27 protein-coding genes are annotated in these 26820 nt (G+C 64.5%); 17 read left to right on the forward strand and 10 right to left on the reverse strand.

Going from position 1 to position 26820, the window contains the following annotated elements; translation table 11 throughout:
* The first annotated feature begins 371 nt into the window (after positions 1–371).
* Positions 372–2489: an EAL domain-containing protein gene (locus NKI66_RS16695; RefSeq protein WP_023813861.1), complete on the forward strand. Its 2118-nt coding sequence runs from the start codon at positions 372–374 to the stop codon at positions 2487–2489.
* Positions 2490–2543: 54 nt separating this feature from the next.
* On the opposite strand, the gene NKI66_RS16700 is transcribed toward NKI66_RS16695, so the two are convergent.
* Positions 2544–2738, reverse strand: a complete 195-nt coding sequence (locus tag NKI66_RS16700) for a hypothetical protein (RefSeq protein ID WP_023813860.1) — start codon at positions 2736–2738, stop codon at positions 2544–2546.
* A 197-nt stretch (positions 2739–2935) separates the two neighbouring features.
* Between NKI66_RS16700 and NKI66_RS16705 the strand changes: the two genes are divergently transcribed.
* Positions 2936–3649: a 3-keto-5-aminohexanoate cleavage protein gene (locus NKI66_RS16705; protein WP_352441261.1), complete on the forward strand. Its 714-nt coding sequence runs from the start codon at positions 2936–2938 to the stop codon at positions 3647–3649.
* On the opposite strand, the gene NKI66_RS16710 is transcribed toward NKI66_RS16705, so the two are convergent.
* From NKI66_RS16710 to NKI66_RS16720, 3 genes are read right to left on the reverse strand one after another with little or no spacing between them, the layout of a single operon-like run.
* The gene (locus NKI66_RS16710; RefSeq protein WP_245273302.1) at positions 3646–4830 is read right to left on the reverse strand and encodes a serine hydrolase domain-containing protein; all 1185 of its coding nucleotides are present in this window, start codon (positions 4828–4830) and stop codon (positions 3646–3648) included. The genes NKI66_RS16705 and NKI66_RS16710 overlap by 4 nt on opposite strands.
* Positions 4831–4833: 3 nt before the next feature.
* The gene (locus NKI66_RS16715; RefSeq protein ID WP_023813857.1) at positions 4834–6435 is read right to left on the reverse strand and encodes an ABC transporter substrate-binding protein; all 1602 of its coding nucleotides are present in this window, start codon (positions 6433–6435) and stop codon (positions 4834–4836) included.
* Positions 6436–6490: 55 nt separating this feature from the next.
* Positions 6491–7624, reverse strand: a complete 1134-nt coding sequence (locus NKI66_RS16720) for an NAD(P)/FAD-dependent oxidoreductase (protein WP_023813856.1) — start codon at positions 7622–7624, stop codon at positions 6491–6493.
* A 138-nt stretch (positions 7625–7762) separates the two neighbouring features.
* Here NKI66_RS16720 and NKI66_RS16725 point away from each other — a divergent pair, with 138 nt between their 5' ends.
* Positions 7763–8380, forward strand: coding sequence for a helix-turn-helix domain-containing protein (locus NKI66_RS16725; RefSeq protein WP_023813855.1), 618 nt, complete (start codon positions 7763–7765; stop codon positions 8378–8380).
* 356 nt (positions 8381–8736) lie between these two features.
* Here NKI66_RS16725 and NKI66_RS16730 read toward each other — a convergent pair whose 3' ends face one another.
* Complete coding sequence (locus NKI66_RS16730) at positions 8737–9732, reverse strand: ornithine cyclodeaminase family protein (protein WP_023813854.1); 996 nt, start codon at positions 9730–9732, stop codon at positions 8737–8739.
* Between the two features lie 127 nt (positions 9733–9859).
* Between NKI66_RS16730 and NKI66_RS16735 the strand changes: the two genes are divergently transcribed.
* Positions 9860–10321 (forward strand): Lrp/AsnC ligand binding domain-containing protein, encoded by a 462-nt coding sequence (locus NKI66_RS16735; RefSeq protein WP_023813853.1) that lies wholly within the window; start codon positions 9860–9862, stop codon positions 10319–10321.
* Here NKI66_RS16735 and gcvA read toward each other — a convergent pair.
* A complete protein-coding gene (gene gcvA, locus NKI66_RS16740) occupies positions 10318–11217 on the reverse strand; it encodes a transcriptional regulator GcvA (protein WP_023813852.1) in 900 nt (299 codons plus the stop codon). The two genes, NKI66_RS16735 and gcvA, sit on opposite strands and share 4 nt — an antisense overlap.
* A 127-nt stretch (positions 11218–11344) precedes the next feature.
* Here gcvA and NKI66_RS16745 point away from each other — a divergent pair, with 127 nt between their 5' ends.
* Both NKI66_RS16745 and NKI66_RS16750 read left to right on the forward strand, forming a co-directional pair.
* Entirely contained in the window at positions 11345–12049 is a 705-nt protein-coding gene (locus NKI66_RS16745) for an SDR family oxidoreductase (RefSeq protein ID WP_023813851.1), read from the forward strand.
* A gap of 50 nt (positions 12050–12099) precedes the next feature.
* A complete protein-coding gene (locus NKI66_RS16750) occupies positions 12100–13158 on the forward strand; it encodes a Gfo/Idh/MocA family protein (protein ID WP_023813850.1) in 1059 nt (352 codons plus the stop codon).
* Between the two features lie 81 nt (positions 13159–13239).
* Here the strand turns inward: NKI66_RS16750 and NKI66_RS16755 are convergent, their stop codons facing one another.
* Complete coding sequence (locus tag NKI66_RS16755) at positions 13240–13881, reverse strand: DUF922 domain-containing Zn-dependent protease (protein WP_502895812.1); 642 nt, start codon at positions 13879–13881, stop codon at positions 13240–13242.
* Positions 13882–13956: 75 nt separating this feature from the next.
* On the opposite strand from NKI66_RS16755, the gene NKI66_RS16760 reads away from it, so the two are divergent.
* Positions 13957–14451: a hypothetical protein gene (locus tag NKI66_RS16760; RefSeq protein ID WP_031213769.1), complete on the forward strand. Its 495-nt coding sequence runs from the start codon at positions 13957–13959 to the stop codon at positions 14449–14451.
* Positions 14452–14501: 50 nt separating this feature from the next.
* Here NKI66_RS16760 and pdxR read toward each other — a convergent pair whose 3' ends face one another.
* Positions 14502–15926 carry a MocR-like pyridoxine biosynthesis transcription factor PdxR gene (gene pdxR, locus NKI66_RS16765; protein ID WP_023813847.1) on the reverse strand — a complete coding sequence of 475 codons (1425 nt, stop codon included), beginning with the start codon at positions 15924–15926 and terminating at the stop codon, positions 14502–14504.
* 35 nt (positions 15927–15961) lie between these two features.
* On the opposite strand from pdxR, the gene NKI66_RS16770 reads away from it, so the two are divergent.
* From NKI66_RS16770 to NKI66_RS16780, 3 genes are all read left to right on the forward strand, one after another.
* Positions 15962–16714, forward strand: a complete 753-nt coding sequence (locus NKI66_RS16770; RefSeq protein ID WP_031213766.1) for a pyridoxamine 5'-phosphate oxidase family protein — start codon at positions 15962–15964, stop codon at positions 16712–16714.
* A gap of 64 nt (positions 16715–16778) precedes the next feature.
* Positions 16779–17231, forward strand: coding sequence for a GNAT family N-acetyltransferase (locus NKI66_RS16775; RefSeq protein ID WP_023813845.1), 453 nt, complete (start codon positions 16779–16781; stop codon positions 17229–17231).
* 140 nt (positions 17232–17371) lie between these two features.
* Positions 17372–18571: an aminotransferase-like domain-containing protein gene (locus NKI66_RS16780; protein WP_031213765.1), complete on the forward strand. Its 1200-nt coding sequence runs from the start codon at positions 17372–17374 to the stop codon at positions 18569–18571.
* Here NKI66_RS16780 and NKI66_RS16785 read toward each other — a convergent pair.
* Positions 18548–18850: a hypothetical protein gene (locus NKI66_RS16785; protein ID WP_245273301.1), complete on the reverse strand. Its 303-nt coding sequence runs from the start codon at positions 18848–18850 to the stop codon at positions 18548–18550. The two genes, NKI66_RS16780 and NKI66_RS16785, sit on opposite strands and share 24 nt — an antisense overlap.
* Before the next feature lie 330 nt (positions 18851–19180).
* On the opposite strand from NKI66_RS16785, the gene NKI66_RS16790 reads away from it, so the two are divergent.
* From NKI66_RS16790 to NKI66_RS16820, 7 genes are all read left to right on the forward strand, one after another.
* Positions 19181–19609: a VOC family protein gene (locus NKI66_RS16790; protein ID WP_023813842.1), complete on the forward strand. Its 429-nt coding sequence runs from the start codon at positions 19181–19183 to the stop codon at positions 19607–19609.
* Positions 19610–19799: 190 nt separating this feature from the next.
* Positions 19800–20315, forward strand: a complete 516-nt coding sequence (locus NKI66_RS16795; RefSeq protein ID WP_023813841.1) for a hypothetical protein — start codon at positions 19800–19802, stop codon at positions 20313–20315.
* Between the two features lie 95 nt (positions 20316–20410).
* Positions 20411–21028 (forward strand): cysteine peptidase family C39 domain-containing protein, encoded by a 618-nt coding sequence (locus tag NKI66_RS16800; RefSeq protein WP_031213761.1) that lies wholly within the window; start codon positions 20411–20413, stop codon positions 21026–21028.
* 25 nt (positions 21029–21053) lie between these two features.
* Positions 21054–22142 (forward strand): D-alanine--D-alanine ligase family protein, encoded by a 1089-nt coding sequence (locus NKI66_RS16805; RefSeq protein WP_023813839.1) that lies wholly within the window; start codon positions 21054–21056, stop codon positions 22140–22142.
* 153 nt (positions 22143–22295) lie between these two features.
* Positions 22296–24281: an AI-2E family transporter gene (locus NKI66_RS16810; protein WP_023813838.1), complete on the forward strand. Its 1986-nt coding sequence runs from the start codon at positions 22296–22298 to the stop codon at positions 24279–24281.
* 144 nt (positions 24282–24425) lie between these two features.
* Positions 24426–25097: a glutathione S-transferase family protein gene (locus tag NKI66_RS16815; protein ID WP_023813836.1), complete on the forward strand. Its 672-nt coding sequence runs from the start codon at positions 24426–24428 to the stop codon at positions 25095–25097.
* A 108-nt stretch (positions 25098–25205) separates the two neighbouring features.
* Positions 25206–25694, forward strand: coding sequence for a GNAT family N-acetyltransferase (locus NKI66_RS16820; protein WP_023813835.1), 489 nt, complete (start codon positions 25206–25208; stop codon positions 25692–25694).
* A 58-nt stretch (positions 25695–25752) separates the two neighbouring features.
* Here NKI66_RS16820 and NKI66_RS16825 read toward each other — a convergent pair whose 3' ends face one another.
* Entirely contained in the window at positions 25753–26754 is a 1002-nt protein-coding gene (locus NKI66_RS16825) for an aldo/keto reductase (protein ID WP_023813834.1), read from the reverse strand.
* Between the last annotated feature and the right edge of the window lie 66 nt (positions 26755–26820).

Here is a 26820-nt window from a genome sequence, read left to right on the forward strand (position 1 = left end):
AAATAATTGGATTATTTCGCAGGCGATATATTACCATCAGGTTACACTTGTGGGCAAATAGATCTCTAAATATTAGAGCGATAGAATGCTTGTTGGCAAAGAGTCTGTTTACGAAAGCGTTGCGCCGTCCTCTTTGTCTCTGCAACGCGATCATCGGCGCCGCCGATGATCCCGGGATCATCGGATTGGCCGATGACCTGGAGCCATGACTAGGAAGATCCGGCCGATGCGAAACTCCGGTTCTTGCCGGCCAATCGAAGAGCAGAGGCGGCAGGCGGGGAGCCAACAAAGCAGCCCGCCATCGCCGCGGTAACTGTTTCTTCTCTGGTTTTGCCGCAGATTGCCCCGCGGTGGAGCAGGCGAAGCAGACGATGGCGCGTCAGGGCAAGAAAAGTCGCAATGGAACGTTCTGGGCCAAGGCCCTGGAGCGCGCCCATCTTGGCGTCTGGGACTGGGATCTTGTGACCGGCGACTGCTTCTATTCCGCGACCTGGGCGCGGATGCTGGGCTACGATGAGAGCGAACTTGCCGACACCAGCGACCTGTGGCTGCAACTGACCCATCCTGACGACCGCGAGCGGGCGCTGGCCAGCGGCGACCGCCACATTGCCGGCCTGACCGACACCATCGAGACCGAATTGCGGCTGAAGCACAAGCAGGGACACTGGGTGTGGGTGCTCGATCGCGGCGGCGTCGTCGAGCGCGACGCGATGGGAAAGCCGCTCAGGCTGATGGGTGTGCAGACCGACATCTCCAAGCAGAAAGCCGCAGAAGCCGAACTCGAGCAGGTCAATGTGCGCTTCCGCCTGGCGCTCGCCGCCAGCGGTACCGGCATCTGGCACCACGACCTCGCCACCGGCAAAAGCTATTGGGACGAACGCACCAGGGAGATTTTCGGACTTGTCTCCGACACCGCCGAAGTCGAGCGCGACCACTGGTTCGGCTATCTGCATCCGGACGACAAGGAGGCCGCGTCGCGCGCACATCTGGTGCCGCTCGAAACGGACAAGGTCACCGCGGTGCAATACCGCATCGTCCGACGCGACGGAGAGGTCCGGCACATAGAATCCCTGCTGCGTTTCATCGCCGACCCGCAAATCCCGGACCGCCGGCTGGCGGGGCAGATCCTGGGCACGGTGCGCGACATCACCGAAGACAAGCAGCGTGAGCAGGAACTTGCCTATGCGGCCCGCCACGATGCGCTCACCGGTCTCTGGAACCGTGCCGCGTTCGACCGGCTGCTGGCCGATCATATCGCGGCCGCGCAGCGGCTGCCGCTCTCCGTGTTCTATGTCGATCTCGACTACTTCAAGGCGCTCAATGATTTTGCCGGCCATGCGGCCGGCGACCTGGCACTGAAAAGCGTTGCCCAAGGCATTCTGGGCTGCCTTCCCTCGACGGCGCATGCCGCGCGCCTGGGCGGTGACGAGTTCGCGCTGCTGATGCCCAATTGCGATACGGCGCAGGCCGGGCGGCTGGCCGACGCGGTACTTGCAGCCGTTCGCGATGCCGAACTAGGATCGACGGCCAAGTCGCGCAAGCTGGCGGCCTCGATCGGCATCGCTTTCGTCGATGACGCCAACACGACGGTGGCCGACGCGCTGGCCTGCGCCGACGACGCCTGCTACGCGGCCAAGGCCGCCGGGCGAAACCGATTTGCCGTCTTCTCCACCGATACGGCATCGGGTTCGGGTGGCCTAAACGCGGCGCGCGTCGTCGCCGATACGGTCGATGCCATGGAAGACGGGAGGCTGAAGCTGTTTGGCCAGGAAATCCATCGGCTGGGCCGTCCCTGGCTGGAAAGCCGCCATGTCGAAGTGTTGGCCAGGCTCGCCGCCCGCAACGGCCGGCTGGTGCCACCCGGCGAGTTCATTCCGGTGGCCGAGCGGTTCGGCATCGCGTCGCGGCTCGACCGCTGGATCATCCGCACCGCGCTGTCGCGGCATGGTGCCGCCTTGCGTTCGGGGGCGTTGACGCTTGGCTTCAATCTGTCGGCGCAGACGCTGAGCGACCCGCAGCTTTGGGACTTCGTGGACAACGTCATAGAAGAAACCGGGGCGCCGCATTCGGGCATCGGCTTCGAGATCACCGAAACCGCCGCCGTCACCAATTTCGACGCCGCCGAACAGTTTGTGCGCAAGGCGCGCGAGCGGCGCTGCCGGGTCAGCCTCGATGATTTCGGCGCTGGTATGAGCTCGTTCGAATATCTCCGGCGGTTCCCCGTCGACGCGATCAAGATCGACGGTTCCTTCATCGAGCACATCACGCAAAGCCGTTTCGACCGCGAGATCGTGCTGGCCATCACCAGCATCGCCCGCAGCCTCGGCTGTGACGTGGTCGGCGAGAAGATCGAACGGCAGGACACGCTGGCCATGTTGAGCGACATGGGCGTCGCCTTCGGCCAGGGATTTTTGCTGCACCGGCCGGAGCCGCTGGAGCGGATTGTCGTGCGTGCGACCAAGGGAGCGGCGGCCCGCAAGGCATCGTGATCCGGGTGCGGCGAGTTTCAGGCCAGGCCGGACTGACCTGAAACTCGCCACAGTCTATCCGGTTCGCCGCGCCGTTGATTGCGGAAACTCCAGCACTCCAGCCTCGGGTCGCCTGTGCTGCGCCTCCGTCACCGCTTCGATCAACAGATCGAGCGCTTCACAGGCCGTGCGACTCGTCTCGTCGTTGCCTTGCAGATAATGATAGGCGCGTTCGAGGTGGATGCGGGCGGCTGAAAAATCGCTGGTCAATGGTCCCTCCATGATCCCGCCCTAGAAGACCTTGCCGGAGACGAGGGAACGCCGGGTAAATATCCACAAGCGGCTTTTATTCAAATGCCGCAGAAACAGGGCGCGGCAGATGCGCTGTCAGGAGTGACGCCACCCAACTCTTTGCGGTGCCTTGCCGCGCGACTAGACTGTCGGCTCCCTTGTCCGAGGTGAGACCGATGATCGTCCAGGCCTGCATCAACGGCGCGCGTCCGCGCGATTTCCATCCCGCGCTACCGCTGACTGCCGAGGCGATGGCCGGCGATGCCGCCGCCTGCGTCGCCGCGGGTGCCTCCGAACTGCACATCCACCCGCGCGGCCTTGACGGGCGCGAAAGCCTCGCGGCCGTCGATGCCACCGTGCTGGCGGTGCGTCAGGCCTGTCCGGGCACGCTTATAGGCGTGTCGACGGGCGCCTGGATCGAGAACGATGTCGAGCGGACCCGTGCGGCGATCTCCGGCTGGCGGGAACTGCCCGACTATGCATCGGTCAATCTGTCGGAGGTGGATGCGCCTCGCGTGATGGAGCTGTTGCGCCAGCGTGGCGTCGGCATCGAGGCCGGGCTTGCCACCGTCGCCGACGCTGAGCGCTTCGTGGCGCTTCCCGACCACGACCGGGTGCTGCGCATCTTGATCGAGATCGACATCCCGGATCTGTCCGTGGCACTCGACGAGGCACACGGCATCGCCACGGTGCTCGATCGCGCAGGGGTGCGGCGGTCGATCCTGCTGCATGGCGTCGACACAACTGTCTGGCCCCTCGTCGAGCTTGCGTATCGCAAGCGCTGGTCGACACGGGTCGGCCTGGAAGACGGCAAGACGCTCGCCGATGGAACTGTGGCGAAGGATAACGCGGCGATCATCGCTGCCGCCGTGGCGATCTTTCGCGGCTAGTTTTCCAGAATGATCTGGATCGCCTTATCCACCACCGGATGCAAGCCGCTAGCCTGGAAGGACAGTCGGTTGCCGGAGCCGACATTGCTGGTCATGGCGATGGTCAGCTCTGAGATCGGGTCATGCAGCATGACGGCGACGTAGCCGGGGATACTGCCCTGGTGGCCGTAAAAGGCGCGGTTGGCGTAGGCGCTCTGGAACATGCCGGCGCCGGTCTCGCGCATGCGGGTGCCCGGAAAACTCGCTGGCACGCGGTGTTCGAACATCTCGGCGAAGAACGGCGGCGACAGCACTCTGCCGGAAAAGAGACCGCGCATGAAGCTCACCATGTCGGACGGCGTCGACACCATGTCGCCGCAGCCATAAGCGGCGCCGAACGGGAAGGAATCGGAAGAATCCTGCAATTCGTCGGAGTAGCGCAGCACGCCGTCCATGCGCCACATCTCGCCGCCGGAGGCGATGTCGGTGGGCGCATTCGCCGGCGGCGGGGGGCGGTGGTAGTAGCCACGCACCATCGACTTTTCCGGAAAGGCTTCGGTGGCCGGCGACCAGGTATTCTCCAAGCCGAGCGGCTGCAGCACCGCGCTTCTGACATAGCCGCCCAGCGACTGGCCTGTCACCGCCTCGATCACCATGCCGGCCAGCACATAGCCGGTGTTGTTGTAGACGGCGGGTCCGCCCGGCGCCTTCTGCTTGTCGGAAGCGAAGGCTATGTCGACCAGTTGCCGCGGCGTCCATTGCCGGCTCGGATCCATCGGAATGTAATATTCGAACTCCGGCAGGCCGCTGCGGTGGTTGATCAACTGGCGCACCGAAATGTCTTTTGCTTCCGGCAGGTAAGGAAACCAGCCGGAGATCGGCGCTCCGAGATCGAGCTTGCCGTCCTGGGCGAGCTTGGCCAGGGCCGCGGCAACGAAGGTCTTGGTGCAGCTGCCGATCTTGAACAGGCGTTCAGGCGAGACGGCAATGCCATGCTCCCGGTCGGCTAGGCCGGCGGTCAGGGTGGTTGGTGCGGCGCCAGTGGAGTATGCGAGTGATGCGCCTACCGCGCCATCGGTGAGATAGGTCTTGAGGAGGGCGTTCAGGTCTTCACGCATGGATTCTGCTTTCGCCGCTAAATTGCTGGTTTCATAGATGATGTCGGTGCGTCCTCGGGCCGAGCCCGAGGGCAGGGTCGCCAAGCTTCACTCCGCCATATCGACATCGGCAAAGTTCTGCCGGCCGAAGGGGTCGAGCACGTAGTTGAGCACGCTCTTGCGGATCGGGATCGCCACCACCGAATGGGCGATCGGCGCCACCGGCACCTCAACCTTCAGGATCGCTTGCGCCCTGGCATAGATGTCGGCGCGCTGTTTCGGATCGGCGGCGACGCGGCCGTCCTGCAGCAGCTTCTCGAAATCCTTGTCGCACCAGCGCGAGCGGTTGGAGCCGCCCTTCACGCCGTCGCAAGACAGCAGATAGCTCAGCATGTTGTCGGGGTCGCCATTGTCGCTGCTGCCGCCGAGCAGGTAGGCGTCCTGTTCGCCCGCCGCGGTGCGCTTGAGATATTCGCCCCATTCGAAGCTGACGATCTCGGCCTTGACGCCGACTTTCGCCCAGTCGGCCTGGATCATCTCGGCCATGCGCTTGGCGTTGGGATTGTAGGGCCGCGATACCGGCATCGCCCACAGGCTGATTTTCAGGTCGCTCTCGTGGCCGGCTTCCTTCAGCAGCGCCTTCGCGCCATCCGGGTCATAGTCGATGCCGGCATCGGTGACGGCGCCGATCTGCGCCGGCGGCACGACGCTGCCGGCGACCGTGCCGGCGCCGGCATAGACGGCGTCGACGATCGCCTTGCGGTCGACGGCCTTGGCCAGCGCCATGCGCACGCGCACATCGCCGAGCGGCTGATGTTCGACATTGAAGCCGAGAATGCCGATGTTCTGACCCTTGAGGTCGAGCACGGTGATGTCGGGATCGGTGCGCAAATCGGCGACGGCGCTTGGCGGGGGCGGGGCGGCGACCTGGCACTCGTTGGCCTTGAGACGCTCGACGCGCGTGGTCGGTTCGGGCGTGACGGCGAAGACCAGAGTGTCGATCTTCGGCGGGCCGCGCCAATAATCCTTGTTGGCGGCGTAGCGGATCTGGCTGTCGGGGACATAGGCCTGCAGCACGAACGGGCCGGTGCCGACGGGCTCGCTATCGATCAATTCCGGCGTGCCGGCGGCGACCATCTTTTCGGTCTGCTCCAACGACAGGATAGAGAGATAGTCGAGCGCAATGCCGGGCAGGAAGGTGACATTGGCAGCCGTCAGCGTGAAGCGCACGGTGTGGTCGTCGACCTTGTCGATCTTGTCGATCAGCGTGCCCATGCCCAGTGCGTTGAAATACTCGTAAGCGCCGCCGCCGAGCTTGTGGTAGGGATTGCTGGCGTCGCGCTGGCGGTTGAAGGTGTACAGCACGTCGTCGGCATTGAACTCGCGCGACGGTGTAAAGTGGTCGTTCGACTGGAATTTCACGCCGTGGCGTAGGTGGAATGTGTAGATCTTGCCTTCGGCTGAGACCTCCCAGCTTTCGGCCAGCGCCGGCCCGACCTCGGTCGTGCCAGGCTTGAACTCGACCAGCCGGTTGAAGATCGTCTTGGCGGCGGCATCCATGGTGGAGTCCGCCGTGCCGATCGCCGGGTTGAAGGTCTCGGGATTGGCTTCCGAGCAATAGACCAGGGTTTTGGCGTAGGCCTGTCCGCCGAGAAGGACGGATGAGGCCAGCAGGGACGAGGTAAGCACTGCGCGCAGAACGGATTTCATCGCAAACGCTCCTGATGACACTTTACGGGTTGAGGGAAGGGCAGGCCGGTGATGTTCATGGCGTCGCCGCCGGGGTGATGAAACGGTTGGGCGCAAGCGCGGCGGACGTGATTCCGCGTGCCGTGAGATCGTCCGGCAGCGGCTGGCCGCGTAGCAGCACTGAGCCCAGCCGCGCCAGCGTCAGCGACACCTGGAAACCGTAGCCGCCCTGGCCGCCAAGCCAGAAGAAGCCGGGCAGGCGAGGGTCGAAGCCGATGACCGGCGTGCGGTCAGGCGAAAAGGTGCGCAGGCCCGCCCAGGGCGTCGACGGACGGCCGATGCGCAGCGACGTCGCCTGTTCGATGCGGTCGACGGCGATCGCGACGTCGATGTCTTCCGGATAGGCGTCGCAGGGTTCGGAATCGGTCTCGTCGGCCAGCGAGCCGATCAGCCTGCCGGCATCGGGCTTGAAGTAGAATTGTTCATGCAAATCGACCACCAGCGGCCAGGCGCTGATGTCCGTGCCGGCGGGCGGATCGAACAGGAAGGCGGTGCGGCGCTTGGGCCGGAAGCCGAGACCGGAGAGACCGGCCAGCCCGGCGACGACATCGACCCAGGCGCCAGCGGCGTCGACGACGATGTCGGCCTGGTAGGCGCCGGCACTGGTGGTGACGCTGAAGCCGTTTGCGACGCGGGAAATCTCCAGCACTTCCTCGCCGGTGCGGATCACGCCGCCGCCGGCCTTGAGCGCGGAGGCTGAAGCCGCAAGCATCTTTCCCGTGTCGACATCGAGCGCGCCGGGTTCATGCACGCCGCCGCAGGTGGTTGCCGTGGCGATGACCGGCACCAGCGCGGTGACTTCTGTTGCTGACAGGCGCCGCACGCTTGGCACCAGCGCCTGCATCTCGGCCGCCATGCGGTCGACGGCTGCACTGTCTTCGACACCGCCGACGTGCAGCGCGCCGCGCCGGTGGGCGGCGAAGCCGCCATTGATGATCGCCTGTCGGCTGGCCAGCGACAGCGCCCGCACCAGCGCATTGCCATAGGTTTCGGAAAACAGCGCCGCGGAGCGGCCGCTGGCGTGGTAGCCGAGATGCGGCTCGCGCTCGAGCACGGTGATCTCGGCCCAGGATTGCACGGCCGCCGCCAGCGAAAGGCCGGCAATGCCGCCGCCGATGACGACGATTTTTTGGAGAGACTTGGACTGCATGCCCTAGGGGTAGAAATAATTTCGTATCCAGTCAATATTTAGCGTATAAGAAAATTGTTGGTGTTGTTGATGGCGGCAGAGAGTTGGACTACCTAGGGTGGACTGGCGGCTCGATGGGGCCGCGCAACGGAGCTGACGATGTCGGAGCAACCGAACCTCGGTGATTGTCTGCGCGGCTTGAGGAAAACGCATGGCTGGACCTTGCAGGAGGTCAGCACGCTGACCGGCGTCGCGGTGTCGACGCTGTCCAAGGTCGAGAACGACCAGATGTCGCTGAGCTACGACAAGCTGCTGCAGATCTGCGAGGGGCTGGGCATCCATGTCACCGAGCTGCTGAGCGGCGACCGCAAGCAGCCGGCCGCGCGCACCCGTCGTTCGGTGACTTCGCAGTCCAACACGCTGCGCCAGCTGACCCGCAACTACGACTACCGCTATCTGGCCACCGATCTGGTGCGCAAGCGCATGGTGCCGATCCACGCCTATGCACGCGCCCGCACGCCGCAGGAATTCGGCCCGCTGACCAGGCATGCCGGCGAGGAATTTTTGATCGTGCTCAAGGGCGAGATCGAACTGCACACCGACCAGTACGCGCCGGTGCGGCTGAAACAGGGCGACAGCGTCTACATCGATTCCACCATGGGTCATGCCTACCTCTCGGTCGGCGAGGGCGACGCCGAGATGCTGTGCGTCTGCTCCGGCGACGAGCCTGATATGGAAGGCACGCTGCTGAGCGTGCTGGAGACGGTGGAGGGGTAGGGACTAACATTCTCGATGGCTGCGCCGCCCCTCATCTGGCTGCCGCCATCTTCTCCCCGCAAGGGCAGGGCTATCGCATATGGAATTCCTGAGATGTCTGCCCGGCACGGACCCCCACCCCTAACCCCTCCCCACAAGGGGGAGGGAGACTTCCGTTGGCGCTGACCCAAGAGAATCGCCTGTCTTTTCGGCGCCAACAAGAATTAAAGGCACGCGGCAGCATTCCCTCCCCCTTGTGGGGAGGGTTAGGGTGGGGGTTCTTCCTCGCAAGAATCCATATGCGATAGCCCTGCTGTAAACGGGGAGAAGGACGATCCTATTGACGGGCGGCGCTGGCTTCGACAATTGAGCCCCCACTACATCGCAACCACACGCCCCATTCCCCGCCGAACCGCCTCGCGATAGGCGAGATCGGCCGCCACCATGTCCTCCATAGCAACGCCCATGGCCTTGTAGACGGTGACCTGATCGGCGCTAACCCGTCCCGGCCGCCGCCCGAGCAGCATGTCGCCGAGCTCGGTTCCGGTTTGCGGATCGAGGTCAGCGAGTTCGCAGGAGCCGACCGGCGTCGGGGCAAAGGCCTCCCTGGTCTCGACGAACAGGCTGGCCCTGCCGATAAGCTCGACCGGCAGTTCGCCGCCGGGCGGGGCGACGCCGACCGATGAGATGTGAGTGCCGGGCCGCACCCAGTCGGCCGAGATCACCGGCGCATAGGAATGCGTTGCCAGGCAGACGACGTCGGACGAACGCACCGCGGCCTCGATATCGGCGACGGCGACGACGCCGGGATGCTGCGCGGCAAGCGCCTGCGCATCGGCGAATTCCTTCGAGACGACGCGGATCTCGGTGAAGTCGCGCACCAGCGGCAGAAGATTGAGATGCTGGCCGGCCTGCACACCGGCGCCGACCACCGTCGCGACCTTGGCGTCGCGGCGGGCGAGTTCACGCACCGAGAGCACGGCGGAGCCGGAGGTGCGCACGGCGGTGATGTAGGTGCCGTCCATGACGCAGACCGGCATGCCGGTCTGCGGATCGAACAGATGGATGGTGGCGAGGTGGCTGGGGATGCCTCTGGCGACGTTGCCCTCGAAGACGTTGACGATCTTCACCGTCAGATGCATGCCTGCCATCCATGCCGACATCGCCAGCGAATAGCCGACCTGCGGAATGTCGAGCTGCGGCCGTGCCGGATTGACCACCTTGCCGCCGGACAAGGCCTTGAAGCCGCCGGCGAGCACGTCGAGAAGCTGGCGCAGGTCGATGCAGGTTTTCACCTCGGCCTCGCTCAGGATGAGTACGGGCGTGTCACCCTTGGCCTGGGCGCTGCGGGAGGTCGATATCGCTGATGTCATGGAATCCGCTTTCGTTATGGGTTGCACGACAACGGTATTGCGATCTATCAGCGTGATGAAATATGCTGTTTTCGTTATTTTGGCGTGACTATCACGCGTGCCCGGCTCACAAAGCGTGAATCCTGAAATGGACGATCTCGACCGTATCGACCGCTCGCTGCTGCGTTTGTTGCAGGAGGACGGCCGCCGCACGACGCTCGATCTGGCGCGGCGGGTCGGCCTGTCGCCGACCGGGGCGACGCAGCGCGTCAAGCGGCTGTTCGCCGAAGGCTTCATCCGCGCCGTGCGCGCGGTGCTCGATCCTGCTCGGATCGGGCAGGCGCAGCTCGTCTTCATCGAGGTGCGGCTCGACCACACGGCGCCGCATGTCTTCGACCGCTTCGCCGAGGCGGTTCTGCGGGCGCCCGAGATCATCGAATGCCACATGGTGGTCGGCGGCTTCGACTATCTGGTCAAGGCGCGCATCGCCGACATGGCGATGTTCCAGGATTTTTTGCAGCGGGTCATCCTGCCGCTGCCCGGGGTGCGGGAAACGCACACCTACGCCTCGATCGCCAATGTGAAGCCCGACGCCCTGCTGCCGATCTAGACCGGCGGCCGTTCCCCCGCATCCAGCAGCCATTGCCGCACCGCTTGCGTCGGCTCCGGGTGCCGCTGCTTTCTCGGCATCACGACATAAAAATCCTGCGTGCCGCGCATTTCGCCGCTGACGGGCTGAACCAGGCGGCCCGTGGCGAGATCAGCGGCGACGAGGAAGCGGCTGGCCAGCGCAATGCCCTGGCCGGCGACGGCGGCGTCGATGGCGAGGCCCGTCTGGTTGAAGCGCATCCGTTTCAATTCGGTCGTCATCTTCAAGCCGACCGCTTTCTCCATGAATTCCGGCCACAGATTGTGGGCATCGTGCAGCAGCACATGGTGCTGGATTTCGGAGGCTGCGATTTCAGCAGCATCTTCCTGCAGCAAGGCCGGGCTGCAGACGGCGATGATCTGCTGGGGAAACAGCAGGTCGACGACCAGACCGGCGCCGAAGGGTGGGCGGCCCTGGCGCACCGCGATGTCGACGCCATCGGCCTGGAAGCTCGACAGGCTCTCGCTGGCCAGAACGCGCAGGTCGACAAGCGGGTTGTGCGCGACGAAGTCGTGCAGCCTCGGGATCAGCCATTTGGTGGCGAAGCTTGGCGTCACGCTGACCGTCAGCCGCGCCGGTTCGGGACGCAACAGCAGCGTCGCCTCGGAGATCAGGTCGAAGGCGCGGCGGATGTTGGGCACATAGGCGCGGCCCTCATCGGTCAGCGCCAGGCCGCGCGGCAGCCGCTCGAACAGCTTTGTGCCGAGATCGGCTTCCAACCCGCGAATGTGCTGGGCGACCGCCCCTTGAGTGACGTTCAGCTCCTCGGCCGCGATGCGGAAGTTGAGATGACGCGCCGAGGCTTCGAAGGCGCGCAGCGCATTCAATGGCGGCAGGCTGAGGAAGGCTTCGGGCATGCAGGAGTTTTTCTACAGGTTGATTTCAAGCATTCTGGTTCGAACCGGTGTGGAAAACCAGCTATATCGACGTTCAACTCCCGAAAACACCGTTTGCGGTGCCCGCCAACCCTGAGAGGAAAATCCGATGAGTGTAGAAAAAGTAGCTGTGGTGGTGGCCGGCGGCAGCGGCATGGGTGCGGCGGCGGCCAAGCGGCTGGCGGCGGACGGCTTCAAGGTCGCCATCCTTTCGTCTTCCGGAAAAGGCGAGGCGCTGGCTGGGGAATTGGGCGGGCTCGGCGTCACCGGCTCCAACCAATCCAATGAAGATTTACAGCGCCTCGTCGACCTGACGCTGGAGCGCTTTGGCCGCATCGACGTGCTGGTCAACAGCGGCGGCCACGGGCCGCGCGCGCCGATCCTCGAAATCACCGACGAGCAATGGCACACCGGCATGGATGTCTATCTGCTGAACGTCATCCGTCCGGTGCGCATCGTGGCGCCGCAGATGGTCAAGCAGAAGGGCGGCGCCATCATCAACATCTCGACCGCCTGGGTGGTCGAGCCGAGCCCGATGTTCCCGACGTCCGCCGTGTTCCGCGCCGGGCTTGCCGCCTACACCAAGATCTTCGCCAACACCTATGCCGCTGACAATGTACGCATGAACAATGTGCTGCCCGGCTGGATCGACAGCCTGCCGGCCACCGAGGAGCGCCGCGACAGCGTGCCGATGCAGCGCTACGGCACCTCGGAAGAGATCGCCGCGACCATCGCCTTCCTGGCTTCGGAAGGCGCCGGCTATATCACCGGCCAGAACATCCGGGTCGACGGCGGCATTATCCGCGCTATTTGAGGGCGTCGATCGGGAGGGGGACTCCGGCATCTCACCCCAAGGAGCAAAGAATGCGGCTTTTGATACTCGGCACCGGCTGGATGGCGCAGGAACATGCGCGGCGCTTCATCGCCATCGACGGCGTCGACATTGTCGGCGCGGTCGATGTCGATCCGGCCCGGGTCGGCGAGTTCGCCGACAGCTTTGACATTCCCAACCGCTTTACCGCGCTGGATGAGGCGCTGGCATGGGGCGAGTTCGACGCGGTGGCCAATGTCACGCCCGACCGCATCCATCACCCGACCACCATGACGCTGATCGCCGCCGGCAAGCCGGTGTTGTGCGAGAAGCCGCTGGCCGAAAACTTCGGCAAGGCGACCGAGATGGCCGACGCCGCCGAGGCCGCCGGCATCGTCAACATGGTGAACCTGACCTATCGCAACGTCGCCGCGCTGCAGAAGGCTCGCCAGATGGTGCAGGCGGGCGAGATCGGCATGGTCAGGCATGTCGAGGCGTCCTATCTGCAAAGTTGGCTGGTGTCGAAATTCTGGGGCGACTGGCGCACCGATCCGAAATGGCTGTGGCGCCTGTCGCGCGGCCACGGCTCGAATGGCGTGCTTGGCGATGTCGGCATCCACATCCTCGATTTCGCCAGCTATGGCGCCGCGGTCGACATCGACCATGTCTTCTGCCGGCTGCGCGCCTTCGACAAGGCGCCCGGCAACCGCATCGGCGACTACGGGCTCGACGCCAATGACAGCTTCGCCATGACGCTGGACTTTTCCAACGGCGCCTTCGGCGTGGTGCATGCCAGCCGCTGGGCAACAGGCCATCTCAACGAGCTGCGTCTGCGCATCTATGGCGAGAAGGGGGGCATCGAAGTGGTGCACAATCTCGATGGTTCGACGCTCAAGGCCTGCATCGGCGAAAACGTCGAGAACGCTATATGGGAAGAGCTCGACGCCGGCACGGTGCCGACCAACTACCAGCGTTTCACTGACGCAGTGCGATCCGGCGTGCAAGCCGAACCGTCCTTCCGCCATGCCGCCGAATTGCAGCAGGTGCTGGATCTGGCAGTGGTATCGGACGAGAAGCGCGCGGAGCTGCGGGCGAGTGCGGAAACGCGGTGAGCTGGGGCGAAGCGGCGGAGAGCGCGGGCGCCAGCGGTCGAGATAGCACTGCCGCCAACTTCGGATTGGAGGCTGCGCCAGTCAGGGGCCGGTCACGAGCGAAAAAACCAGTTTCTGCAAATTGCCGCCATCGCCGAATTCGACGCGGTCGAAATCTCGGCTTGCCTGCACACGCGCCTTCGAAATCGCGTCGAGCCGCTTGACCACCTCGGCCCTTGTCTTGCTGCATTTGGGATCGTCGGCGACGGTCAGGCCGTCCGTAGCGGCTTGGATATCGTGGACCATCTGGACCATGCTGGCGCCATGCACCTTCTCATGGGCGGCGACGCCGGCGATGAAGGTTTCCCAGTTCTTCTGGACGGCGGGCGGCAGGGAGCCGGAGGGTTTTGGCAAGGTGTAGGTGACGATCAGCTTCGGCCGCCCGGCCGTCAGCACGCAGTCCTTGCCCCTGGGCCGGTAGTCCCTTAACCCCCAGGTCAGCTTGAAATTGGTGTAGGCGATGGCACGGGCAATGCCGAGCTTTGGCCCTTTCTCGCCGATCGAGCGGTAGAGTTCGGCGCCGGACCGGCCCGAGATCGCGTAGGGCTCGATCTTCTCGACCGGCTTCCACTCGGCATGAGCGGTGAGCGGCGAGGCCAGCAGGGCGGCAAAGGACAGACACAGGCGAACGCAGGCTTTCAATCCAACTCTCCGCGAAACAGGACTGGTTGCCGCAACGGGCATGCCATCGGATCGCTTTTCCTATATGCTGCCGACGGGCGCTGCAAATGCCCTGGAGGCAGTCAATTGGGGGGAGTCATGAGAGCTGGACATCTCGTCGTCGTCGGTGCGGTTGCGGTCCTGCAGGCCGCGCAGCCGGCGTTTGCCGCGTCGTGCGGTGGCTGGAGCGCCAAGATGGAGGAAGACGAGGGCGGCAGCGTGCTGACCGCCTCGGTCTGCGGCGGGCCGAAAGGCGATGCGCATCTGATGCTGACCTGTTTCGACACGCCGGTGCTGAGCTACGATCTCGGTGCCACCGGCCAGCAACTGGAGCCTGGCATCAGCGGTTCGTTCGCGTTCAAGGCCGACGGCAAGACGGTAACGAAGACGCTGCAGCTGGAGGCCATGTACAACTACTTCGTGGTCAATCTGGCGAAAGCCGATCCGCTGCTCGACCTGCTGCGAGGGAAGGGCGATGTGTCGGTCAGTTCAGCCAAATATGGCGAGATCAGCTTTCCGCTGAAGGGCTCCAGTGCGGCCATCGGCAAGGTGCTGGCGCAGTGCGGCAAGGCCGGGCCAGCGGAGGGGGATTGAGGGGCTCTACAGTTCGATGCCGGCGCACCAATGAGGCGGTTCTCGTTGGCTCACCGGGCTTGCTGCCGAACCACCCCACCCAGTCGCACCGTCGCGGCCATCAACTCCTCGTCCGAAAACCCCGAAAAACCCAGCACCAGACCTTGCCGGGGCGCCCCGCCGATGAACATTGAGGACAAGGCCCTGGCGCCGACACCCGCCGCCTTCGCCGCCTCGACGATCGCGGTGTCCGGCCCGGCGTCCTTCAGCGTCGCCATCAAATGCAGCCCCTGTTCGGGCACGGTTACTTCGAGGGCATCGCCGCAATGCGCCTCGAGGCCGGCGACCAGGACGTCGCGCGCGGCCTGGACGCGGCGGCGCACGCGCCGGAGATGCGCGGCGAAATGGCCTTCGTTCAACAGGTCGGTCAGCGCGCCTTCGGCCAGCGTCGAGGGGAAGCGGTCGGAGCGCGCCCTGACCGCCATCACGGCATCGAGCAGCGCTTCGGGCACCACGACATAGCCGATGCGCAGGCCGGGGAAGAGGATTTTCGAGAAGGTGCCGAGATAGGCGACACGGTCTGAACCGTCCATGCCCTGCAGCGAGGTCAGCGGTGGGCCGGCATAGCGGAACTCGCTGTCGTAGTCGTCCTCGATGATCCAGGCATCGTTGCGCCGCGCCCAGTCGAGCAAAGCGAGACGGCGGCGCATCGTCATCGTCACGCCGAGCGGATATTGATGCGAGGGCGTGACATAGGCCGCGCGCGCCTTGGAGCACAGGCTTTCGCCGATCTCGGGATCGAGCCCTTCCGCGTCGACCGGTACCCCAAAAACCCTGGCGCCGCTGCCGGCCAGCACGGCCTGCGCCATCGGGTAACAGGGGTTTTCGATCCAGACGGCATCGCCGGGGCTGAGCGCGGCGCGCACCAGAAGATCCAGCCCCTGCTGCGTGCCCGAAGTCAGCACGATCTGGCCGGCGTCGCAGCGCACGCCGCGTGCGGTCCTGAGATAGGTGGCAATTGCCGTGCGCAGCGGCAGGCCGCCACGGGGATCGCCATAGCGGAAATGCTCCGGCCCGGGGCGAGCGAGGTGGCGCGACAGAAGGATGCGAAACAAATCAAGCGTGCGCGGATCGGACACCGCCACGCCAAGGCCGCAGGGCAGCGAGGTGGCTGCGTCGATCTCCGGCGGACGCGCCTTGACCAGTGTTGTCGGCAGATGCGGCACGTCAGGCGCGACGAAGGTTCCGGCACCGATCCTGGCGACGGCGAAGCCTTCCGAGACCAGGATTTCAAAACAGGCAACCGCCGCCGAACGCGACAGGCCGAAGCGCTGTGCGAGATCCCGGGTGGTCGGCAATTTGGCCCCGGCGGCCAGCGCGCCGGTCTCGATCAGCCGCCTGAGCGCCGCATAAAGCTCGCGGCTGCGCGGGCCGTCGCCCGGCAGGACCGGGATCAGCGCCGACCAATCCGGCAAATTGGTCTGTTTTTTCTTCATCGGATTGGTTCTTTTATCAACCAATGTCATGGCGCATGGTTGGCAGACAACAACCAAGGATGCAAGCCGTGAACGACACGCCAGCCAGCTTTCCGACCACCAGCCGCAACCGCGTCAAGCGCCTGCACGAGCGCGGCAGCTACGACCATGCGGCAGTCTTCGCGGTGCTGGATGCCGGGCTTCTGTGCCATGTCGCCTATACGTTCGACGGCCAGCCCTATTGCACGCCGACCATCCACTGGCGCGAGGACGACATGCTCTACTGGCACGGCTCGTCGGCCAGCCGCATGCTGCGCTATCTGCGCGGCGGCACGCCGGCGTGTCTGACGGTGTCGCATCTCGACGGGCTGGTGCTGGCGCGCTCGGGCTTCAACCATTCCGCCAATTACCGCTCGGCGATGTGTTTCGGCACGGCGCGGATCATCGACGAACCTGATGAGAAACTGAAGGCGCTGGCCGGAGTCGTCGACCGCTTCTATCCCGGCCGGAGCGAGACCTTGCGGCCGATCTCGGTGCAGGAGGCCAAGGCGACGATGGTGATCGGAATGCGCATCGAGGAGGCGTCGGCCAAAGTGCGCGCCAAGGGCGTCGGCGACGACGAGGAGGATTACGGGCATCCGGTGTGGGCCGGCGTCATCCCGGTGCGGATGGTGGTCGGCGCCACCGAGCCGTGTCCGAGGCTGCTGCCCGGTGTGGAGCGGCCGCAGAATCTGGCTAGATATGCCGAGGGTGCGAGACTTGATGACGCGCTGACGCAGGCGCAGCTGGCGTATGAGGGCGAAGTTTAGCCAGCGCCTAGTGGGAGCGTATTCAAATCTTGCCGCTGCCGCCGCCTCGCGATATCTCGACACCATGATCACCTTCCGCCGTGCGCAGGCCTCCGACCTGCCTGATATCGTCGCGATGCTGGCCGACGATCCGCTTGGCGCCGGCCGCGAGGACGCTTCCTTGCCGCTGGCGCAAGGCTATGTCGATGCTTTCAACGCCATCGACGCCGATCCCAGTCAACTGCTGGCGGTGGCTGTCGAGGGCGGCGAGGTGATTGGCACCTTGCAGATTTCTTTCCTTGCCGGGCTCTCGCGCAAGGGCGCGTGGCGCGGGCAGATCGAGGCGGTTCGGGTTGCCGGCCACCGGCGCTCGGGGGGCGTCGGCAGGCTGATGATCGAATGGGCGATCGATGCGTGCCGGGTGCGCGGCTGCGGCCTCGTCCAGTTGACCACCGACAGGTCGCGCGCTGACGCGCACCGCTTCTATGAGAGCCTCGGCTTCACCGGCAGCCATCTCGGCTATAAGAGAACCTTGTAGTTTCCCGCCCCGTCCCGCCCGGACAGCGGCTGGCGCATAGCGGACGGCTTTCAGCCCTATTCAAAGCGCCGGCAAAGACTGATATAGGTCAGCCAAGTTGACCTATATTGCAGCGTCTGGGGAGGCGTGTCGTGACCCTTATGAATCTGTTGGCTTCGCGCTCGTCGCGCATGAAAGCGTCGGAAATCCGCGAACTCTTGAAGCTGCTCGACCAGCCCGACATCATCTCGTTTGCTGGCGGCATTCCCGACCCGGCGCTGTTCCCGGCCGAGGCGATCCGCGACGCCTATGCTTCGGTGCTGGGCGGCGCCGAGGCGGGTGCGGCGCTGCAGTACCAGGTCTCGGAAGGCTATCTGCCGTTGCGGCGCTGGCTCGCCGGGCAGATGGGCAAGCTTGGCGTCGCCTGTGACGAGGCCAATATCTTCATCACCTCCGGCTCGCAGCAGGCGCTGGATTATCTCGGCAAACTGTTCCTGTCGCCGGGCGATACCGCGCTGGTGACGTGGCCGACCTATCTGGGCGCGCTGCAGGCTTTCAACGCCTATGAGCCTCGCTACGACCGCCTGACCCCGGCCGGCGGCAACATGACGCCCGATGCTTATCGCGCGGCGGCGGCTGCAAATGGCGGCAAGGCCAAATTCGCCTATCTGGTGCCGGATTTCGCCAACCCGACCGGCAACACGCTGAACCGTGAGCAGCGCGAGGCGGTGCTCGACCTCGCCGGCGAACTCGACATCGCCGTCATCGAGGATGCCGCCTATCGCGCGCTGCGCTATGACGGCGAAGGCGAGCCGCCGATCCTGGCGCTCGACTGCATCAGGTCCGGCGGTATCGACAAGGCGCGCACGCTCTATTGCGGCTCGTTCTCGAAGATCCTGTCGCCGGGCATGCGGGTCGGTTGGGTGTGCGCGCCGCGCCAAATCGTCGAGAAGCTGGTGCTGATGAAGCAGGCCTCCGACCTGCACAGCCCGTCGATCAACCAGGTGGTGATGCATCGCGTCGCCGAAGCCGTGTTCGACGGCCAGGTAGAAAAACTCATCGGCGCCTATCGCGAGCGCCGCGACGGGCTGCTCTCTGCACTGGAAGCCCACATGCCGGAAGGCGTGACCTGGAGCCATCCGGAAGGCGGCATGTTCGTCTGGGTGACGCTGCCGGAAGGGGCCGACGCCACCGAGCTTCTGGCGCGGGCGGTCAAGGAGGCGCGGGTGGCCTTCGTGCCGGGCAGCGCGTTTTATGCCGACGGCACCGGGCGCAACACGCTGCGGCTGTCCTTCACGCTCGCCGACCGGCGCGCGGTGAGCGAAGGCATTCCCAGGCTAGCCGCCATCCTGAAGGGATAGGCCGGCGCCGGAAGCCGGCTTTGCCTCCGCCATTACAGTCACCAGCCGCTCAAGCTTTGAAAGCCTGGTGCGAGCGAGCTTGCGGACCGGCTTTTCGAAACCTTCTTCGCCGTTTTCGACGACGAAGACCAACGTCATGAAATCGAGCATGAACTCATCTATGGCTGCCGCGACCTCGCGCGACCTGCCCTTGAACCGGCGCAGCAGAGCGGTTGCTTCCTCGATATCGTCGACACCGGCGCTGTCGACAAGCGCTTCGAGCCTCTGAAAACAATCCAATCGCAATTCCTCCCACCGCGCCACCAAACCCGGTTGCGAGCGGAAAGTTCCAAACTGAGAGTGGTCTCGCGAAAGAAATCGCCTCCACCGCTCGAATTCCGCGGTTTCGACCGGCCATCGGCAATTTTTTTGTTCGGGTGGAACCTCCGCGGCCAACAAAGGTTCTTACTAGGTCTGATCCCCCCTCAGACCTCTGAAGGCTAGACATGCTTTCCAAAGGCCCGCTGGATCCCCTCCCAGCGGGCCTTTTGTTTGCTGGACGGAAGGAGTATCCGCATTGACGACGCCCTGTCCGAACCTAAATTCGAACCCACACGAGGAGGCGTTTTCATGGAAACCCAGGAATTGCATCGCGGCCGGCTCATCGACCACATCCAACTGGTGGTCGGGGACCTTGCGGCCAGCCGGCGTTTCTACGAGGCGGTCCTGCAGGCGCTCGATGTCCCGATTGGCGGCAGCGGCGCCGACTTTTTCTGGGCCGACGAGCTGTTTGTCTCCACTGCCGACAGCCCGGCCGCACAGGGAAAACTCACCGGCCGCCATCACCTGGCTTTCCAGGCAAGGGATCACGCCATGGTCGATGTCTTCTACAAGGCCGGGCTTGCGGCTGGCGGCACGGACAATGGCGCACCGGGCGAACGGCCCTATCACCCCGGCTATTACGCCGCCTTCCTGCTCGATCCCGATGGCAACAACATCGAGGCCGTCCATCACGGCCCCCATAGTCGCAGCGCCGCTTCGGTGAAGATCACCTTCTAAGCTGCCGATATTCAGCCGGCCGGGATCGCGGGCGCATGGGGCGATGCTGGAGAGAGAGGCTGCTTTGCGTTGCCAGATTGGTGGCCACGATGCTAACCGTGCAAATGGCGAGCGGGAATCGGTATCGAAGCAACGCGCGCTGCAAAATCCTCAATAAAACTCCCCTTACCCCCGTGGAGATATATTTTTTATGCAAAACCCAACAAGGGCGATCTGTGCCGCCACGCTTTTATTTGCGATCGGGGCCGGTGGCCTCACAAGTATATCACCTTTTGCTTATGTTTCATCGGCGCAGGCGCAGGAGGAATATCTTCCGACCCAGAAGGATTTTGTCGGTAAATGGAAACTGAACGGTGGGGCCATCCGGCCGCCGCGCGATATGAAGGATGCGCCGACACCGGAACAGGAAGCGGCCGCCAATGAATTCCAGCAGACGGTGACCGCGTTTTACGGGGCGTTCGACTATCTGGAGATCACGGCGGACGGCCGCTACAATTTTCATCAGCCGGGTGATCCGACGTCGGGGCCTTGCGTCTGGTGCGGAACCTGGTCCTTCAGCAAGAGTTCGGCGTGGCTCAAGCTGGAGACGGCGCCCAGGCTGGATATCTACGCCAAGGACGGCGACATGCAGATGACCTACACTGTCGAACCCGACGAAAAATCGAAATATGCATGGCTGGTATTCGGTTGGGCGAAGGCCGAGTAGGCGGCGGCGCACGGCTCGCCAAACGGGCCTAAGCGGCTTTTCATCCATCTCGTATCCTCGTATACAAGAGGGAGCCAGCCGCCCGAGGAGACCGCATGAACCCGCTGCCTGAAACCGTGCCGTTTTTCAGCCAGTGGGAGACGCCCGACCTGACGCTGGACGTCCTCGCCGACGGCGCGGATGTTGCGCTCAGGCGCGATCCGCTGTGGCGGAGGTCGGGCGCGGAAACCCTCGATGAGTATGCGGTCTGGGCGGCCAACATCTGCGGCATGGCGTGCCTGAAGATGATCCTGGCCAGCCGCGGCGAGATCGTGCCGACGATCGAGCTTGCCAGGCGCTGCACCTTATATGGCGGCTATGTCGTCAACGGGGGATCGATCAAGGGGCTGATCTACGCGCCCTTCGTCAGCTTCGTGAAGGAAGCCTTCGGCCTGCGCGCCGAGGTGATGACCAATATCGCGACAGCGGAGATTCCGGCGATCATGCGGCGGACGCGCTTCTTCATCGCGTCGGTCAGCAGTTCGATCCGCTGGCCCGAGCGCGAGCCGCCCTCGAAGGGCGGTCATCTGGTGCTGGTCACGGCGGCGTCCAACCAGGGTTTCCGCTTCCACAACCCGTCCGGCCATGACCCCGCCACACAGGCAGACGCAGTGTTGGCGCCGGCCGATTTCGATCGCTTCTTCGCCAATCGCGGCATTGCCGTCGCCATTTGATTTTTTTGACAGTCGAGGGATTTCGATGACCGGTAAGACAAGAGTGGCCATCCTCTATGGCGGGCGTTCGGCCGAGCATGACGTGTCGCGCCTGTCGGCCGCCAATGTGCTGAAGGCGATCGACCGGACGCGCTACGACATCGTGCCGATCGCCATTTCGCGAGACGGCGGGTGGCTGCTGCAACAACTCGATGGCGCCGCCGCGATCGGCGATGGCGGGGCAGGGGCGCCGGTATCCGAGTATGTTGCAGAGGTCGCCCTGCTGCCCGGTGGCAAGGGCCGGCTGGTTGCCGTGTCGCCGGATGGTACGCGGCCTGACCTGCCCCCCATCGACGTCGTGTTCCCGGTGCTGCACGGGCCGTTCGGCGAGGACGGCTCGGTGCAGGGCTATGCCGAGGTCGCCGATGTCGCCTATGTCGGCTGCGGCATCCTCGCCTCGGCCGCCGCCATGGACAAGGATGTCGCCAAGCGGCTGATGCGCGAGGCGGGATTGGCGGTTGCCCGCTCCGTCACCGTGCATCGAAACGGCAAGCATTCCTTCCAGGAGATTGCCGGGATGCTCGGCCTGCCGTTCTTCGCCAAGCCGGCGCGCCAGGGCTCGTCCTTCGGGGTCAGCAAGGTGAATGACAGGGACGGCTTCGAGCAGGCCATCGACACGGCTTTCCGCTACGACGGCAAAGTGTTGATCGAGGAATTCGTCGAGGGCCGCGAGATCGAGTTCTCGGTGCTGGAGCGCGCCGACGGGTCGCTGACGGTGTCGCTGCCCGGCGAGATCATTCCGGCCGGCAAGCACGGCTTCTACACCTATGAGGCCAAATATCTCGATGCCGACGGCGCGCTGGTCAAGGTGCCCGCCGATATCCCGGCCGATGTGGCCGAGAAGGCCAGGGATATGGCGCGGCGGGCATTCCAGGCGCTTGGCTGCGAAGCCATGGCGCGCGTCGATTTCTTCCTGCGCGCCGATGGCAGCCTGCTCGTCAACGAGGTCAACACCATTCCCGGATTCACCGACATCTCGATGTACGCCAAGGCGCTGGCGGCATCAGGCATCGGCTACAGCCAAACCATCGACGTGCTGATCGAGCACGCGCTGGCCAGGCATGCGGCGCGCTGATCCGAACGAGCGAGCCTGACTTCCATTCCGCGCGTTGAGAGCGGCCGACGCGGGCCGGATCATTGCCTGTTGAGTGAGGTGTATTTCACCGTTGGCTAAAGTTGCACGTCGGCTCTATATGCCCGATCATGGCATTTGGCAGGGAGGCATCACGTGGCCAATCGTCGAAACGGCACGGCGTCTCCGGCTGATGGGCCGGGCGACGCCCTTTCAGCGGCCGCGCTTCATCCGCGAACCTCATTGCCCAATGTGGCGGCCATCGTCACGACAGTGGCGGCACTGTATTTCGGGCGCGAGGTTTTCCTGCCGATCGCGATCGCGCTGCTGCTGACCTTCGCCCTGGCGCCGCTTGTCTCAGCTCTTAAAAAGGTCGGTATCCCCCGGATTGCCGCCGTCATTGCCAGCGTGCTCGGCGCTTTCGCGGCCCTTGGCCTGTTCTCCTTCGTCGTCGCCACGCAGGTCAGCGAACTGGCGCAGAACATCCCGGTCTACCAGACCAACATCCTGACCAAGATCCGCTCGCTCAAGGAAACCGGGGTGGGGGGCGGGATCCTTGCCAGACTGAGCAAGGTGGTCGAGCGGGTCGGCCAGGAGATCGACAGGCAGGACCCCTCGCTGCCGGCTGCCACCCCGGAAAAGCCGCCGCGCGAGCCGGTGCCGGTCGAGATCGTCGCGCGCGAAAGGCCGCTCCAGGTTCTGCAGAACATCGTCGGGCCGCTGATCAGCCCGCTTGGCTCGGCCGGGCTGATCATTGTCGTCGTCATCTTCATGCTGCTCGAGCGGGAGGATCTGCGCGACCGCTTCATCCGGCTTGTCGGCTATGGCGACCTCCACCGGACCACCGAGGCGCTTCAGGATGCCGCCAAGCGGGTGGGCCGCTATCTCTTGATGCAATTGGTCGTCAACATCGTCTACGCCGTACCGATCGCGATCGGGCTCTGGGTCCTCGGTATTCCCAATGCGCTGCTGTGGGGGCTGCTGGCGCTGGCGCTGCGTTTCGTGCCCTATATCGGCCCGATCATAGGCATGCTTTTGCCGCTGTTCCTGGCGCTGGCCGTTGCGCCGGGCTGGTCGCTCGTGCTGTGGACGGCCGCCCTGTTCGTGGTGATGGAGCTGATCACCGGCAATGTCATCGAACCCTGGCTCTACGGTTCGCGGACAGGACTGTCGCCGCTGGCGATCATCGTCGCGGCGATTTTCTGGACGTGGCTTTGGGGGCCGCTCGGGCTGATCCTGTCGACACCGCTCACCGTCTGCCTGGTGGTGCTGGGCCGGCACGTGCCGCAGTTTGAATTCCTCGACGTTCTGTTCGGCAACGAGCCCGTGCTCGAACCCCATGCGCGCCTGTACCAGCGGTTGCTGGCCGGTGATCCGGAAGAAGCCACCGACCACGCCGAGGAGATGCTGGAGGAGAAATATCTGGTCGAATTCTACGACAAGGTTGCCATTCCGGCGCTTCTGCTGGGCGAACAAGACCGTGTGCGCGGCGTCATGGGCGATTTGCAAAGGCGGCAGGTGGCGGCCAGTGCCCTGATGCTGGTCGCCAATCTCGACGACAGCGCGCAGGAGGAGGCAGGCGAGGAGGAGGAGCCGCCCGTGGCCGCAGAGGCGAGCGACGATGGCGATCCCAACGGGGAGGACGAGACCGACCTGCCCGATGGCACGGATATGTCCGTGCTTTGCGCCGGTGGGCGTGGCGAGCTCGACGACGCCGCCGCCGCGATGCTGGCGCAGGTGCTGGAGGTTCAGGGCGCGACGGTATCGAAAGCCGGCTTTGCCGATATGGAGCCCGCCAGCATTCGCCGCCTTGAGCTCGAAACCGTCGACACCGTCGTGGTCGGATTCCTGAACCGGGATTCCGTCAAGCACGCCCGTTTCCTGGTTCGCCGGCTGAAGCGCGCGAAGGCCGCACTTCGGGTGGGAATCGTGTTCTGGTCGGAGGCCGCTGCTGAGGACAAGGAGACGGCCGACAAACTGGCCCGTGACATGAACGCGGATTTCGTGGCGCATGGCATGGTCGACGCCGTGCTGGGGGCGCTGTCAAACGAGCCGCCGGTCGCGCTCAAGCTTGTCGTCAAACGGCGCATGCGGCGACAGCGGGCCGCGTCCAAGAAGGTCACGGCAGCAGCGGCGGGTTAGGCCCTGCCTTCGCCTTCTTCGGCAATGTCGGGGACAAGCCAGGCACGAATTGCGGAAAATAGTTCAGACCGATGTCGATTTCCGGGAGGCCCATTCGTCTTGACGATAGGGAGCCGAAGAATTCACCCAATCAGGAACGATGCGATGACAATCACCATCACGGCATTTGAACGATCGCCCGATCGCGGCAAGGGACTGGCGCGCGATACGCGCGTTCGCTGGGCGCTCGAAGAAGCAGGGCAGCCTTATGCGGTTCGGTTTGTTTCCTTCGCGGAGATGAAGGCGCCTGGCCATCTGGCCCTCCAGCCCTTTGGTCAGATCCCCACCTATGAGGAGGGTTCTCTCTCACTGTTCGAGACCGGCTCGATCATCCTTCATCTTGCCGAGCAGCACGCGGGCCTGCTGCCCGGCGATCGCGATGCCCGCGCGCGTGCGATCACCTGGATGTTTGCCGCACTTAACACAGTCGAGCCGCCGATCCTCGAATTAACGACGGCAAAGATATTCGAAGCTGACAAGCCCTGGAGCGAGGAGCGTTTGCCATTGGTGAAGGATCGTGTTCGCGCCTGTCTCGACAGGCTCTCGGCTCGCCTGAGCGCCGCCGAGTGGCTCGACGATGCATTCAGCGCGGGCGATCTGTTGATGGTATCGGTGCTGCTGCGACTAAGAATGTCGGGCATTTTGGACGAATATCAAAACCTTGCTGCCTATGTGGCGCGCGGTGAAGCTCGGCCCGCTTACATCAGGGCTTTCGCTGCGCAATTTGCGGTCAACGCCCCGAGCACGCTGGACAGGCATGGGGCGCGAACGCTCTGAGATGTTCGCAAAGCCAGGGATGATGCAGCGGATTGTAATTCTTGGAAATGCCGGAAGCGGCAAATGACCCTGGCGCGGCAGATCCCAGACTTTTGCAGGCGGTGAGGAATGCTTGAAATTCGCCCAGCCCAAAAAGCCGACCGGCCAGCGATCGTGCAACTGTGGCACCAGGGCTGGCATGATGCCCATGCGCATCTGGTTCCGGCCGAAATCCTGGCGTACCGAACGCCCGCGCATTTTTCGCTGTGGCTGGAGCAATCCACCGATGCATTCCATGTGGCGGCAGCCGATGAACTGCTTGGCTTCGTCTCCATCAACGGGACGGAGCTGGTGAAACTCTATGTAAGCCCGCAAGCACGGGGAAGCGGAACCGGTCGCGATCTGCTGTCGCATGCCGAGCATCTCTTGTCCGAACAAGGCGTGGCGGAGGCCGAGCTTTTCTGCACGGCGGGGAATCTCCGCGCGCAGAGATTTTATGCCCGCGAAGGGTGGCGCTTGAGCCGCGCCTTCGAAGACGCACTTTGGCTGCCGGACGGTGTCGCCGGCAGGTTCACCGTGGAAACCCACTGCTATCGGAAGCATCTGGGCTTTCGGTAGCTTTGTCTATTCGGAACGACCTTGGCGAGACCGTCGCGGACGCTGGAGCAGGGCGTCCCTACCGGTCGACCATCGCCATGCCCCGCTCAGTGTAGCGCGGGCCGGAGATTTTTCCCGGCGCGAGCGCGTCGTCGAGCGCGGCCATCTCGGCGGCATCGAGTTTGATGGCGGCGGCGGCGACGTTCTCTTCCAGGTATTTTCTGCGCTTGGTGCCGGGGATCGGCGCGATGTCGATGCCAAAACCGTCGCCCTTCGCCAGCAGCCAGGCCAGCGCGACCTGGCCGGGCTTGACGCCGCGCGCAGCGGCGATGTCGCTCACCTTGGCGGCCGCCTCGACATTGGCGTCGTAGTTTTCGCCCTGGTAGCGCGGGTCGTTGCGGCGATAATCGCCGTCGGGATAGTCTTCCGCGCGCTTGACCTGGCCGGTGAGAAAACCTCGGCCGAGCGGCGAGAACGGCACCAGGCCGATGCCGAGTTCGCCAAGCAGCGGGATGATCTCCGGCTCCAGATTGCGCTCCCACAGCGAATACTCGCTCTGCACGGCCGACACCGGATGCACGGCATGCGCCCGGCGGATGTTGGCCGCACCCGCCTCCGACAGGCCGAAGAAGCGCACCTTGCCTTGCGCGATCATCTCGCCGACGGCGCCCGCGACATCCTCCATCGGCACCGCCGGGTCGACGCGGTGCTGGTAGAGGAGGTCGATATGGTCGGTTCCGAGGCGGCCGAGCGAGGCTTCCACGACCTCTCGAATGTGCTCGGGCCGGCTGTCGGTTCCGACCTGCTTGCCGTTTTCGATGCGAAAGCCGAATTTGGTGGCGATCGTCACCTGGTCGCGCTTGCCCGTCAGCGCCCGGCCAAGCAGGGCTTCGTTGTCGTAAGGGCCATAGACCTCGGCGGTGTCGAGGAAGGTGCAGCCGAGTTCGATGGCACGGTGCAGCGTGGCGATGGATTCGGCCTCGTCGGCCGGGCCGTAGGACTGGCTCATGCCCATGCAGCCGAGGCCGATGGCCGAGACCTGCAGCCCTTGGCTGCCGAGCTTGCGTGTGTTCAGGGTCATGGTGGGGTCTCCAAGGAGGGGATGCCGCGACTATAGCAGCCGCATCGACATTGGCCGATCAATCGA

It is taken from the genome of Mesorhizobium sp. M0518 (assembly GCF_040321125.1).
Classification (GTDB): domain Bacteria; phylum Pseudomonadota; class Alphaproteobacteria; order Rhizobiales; family Rhizobiaceae; genus Mesorhizobium.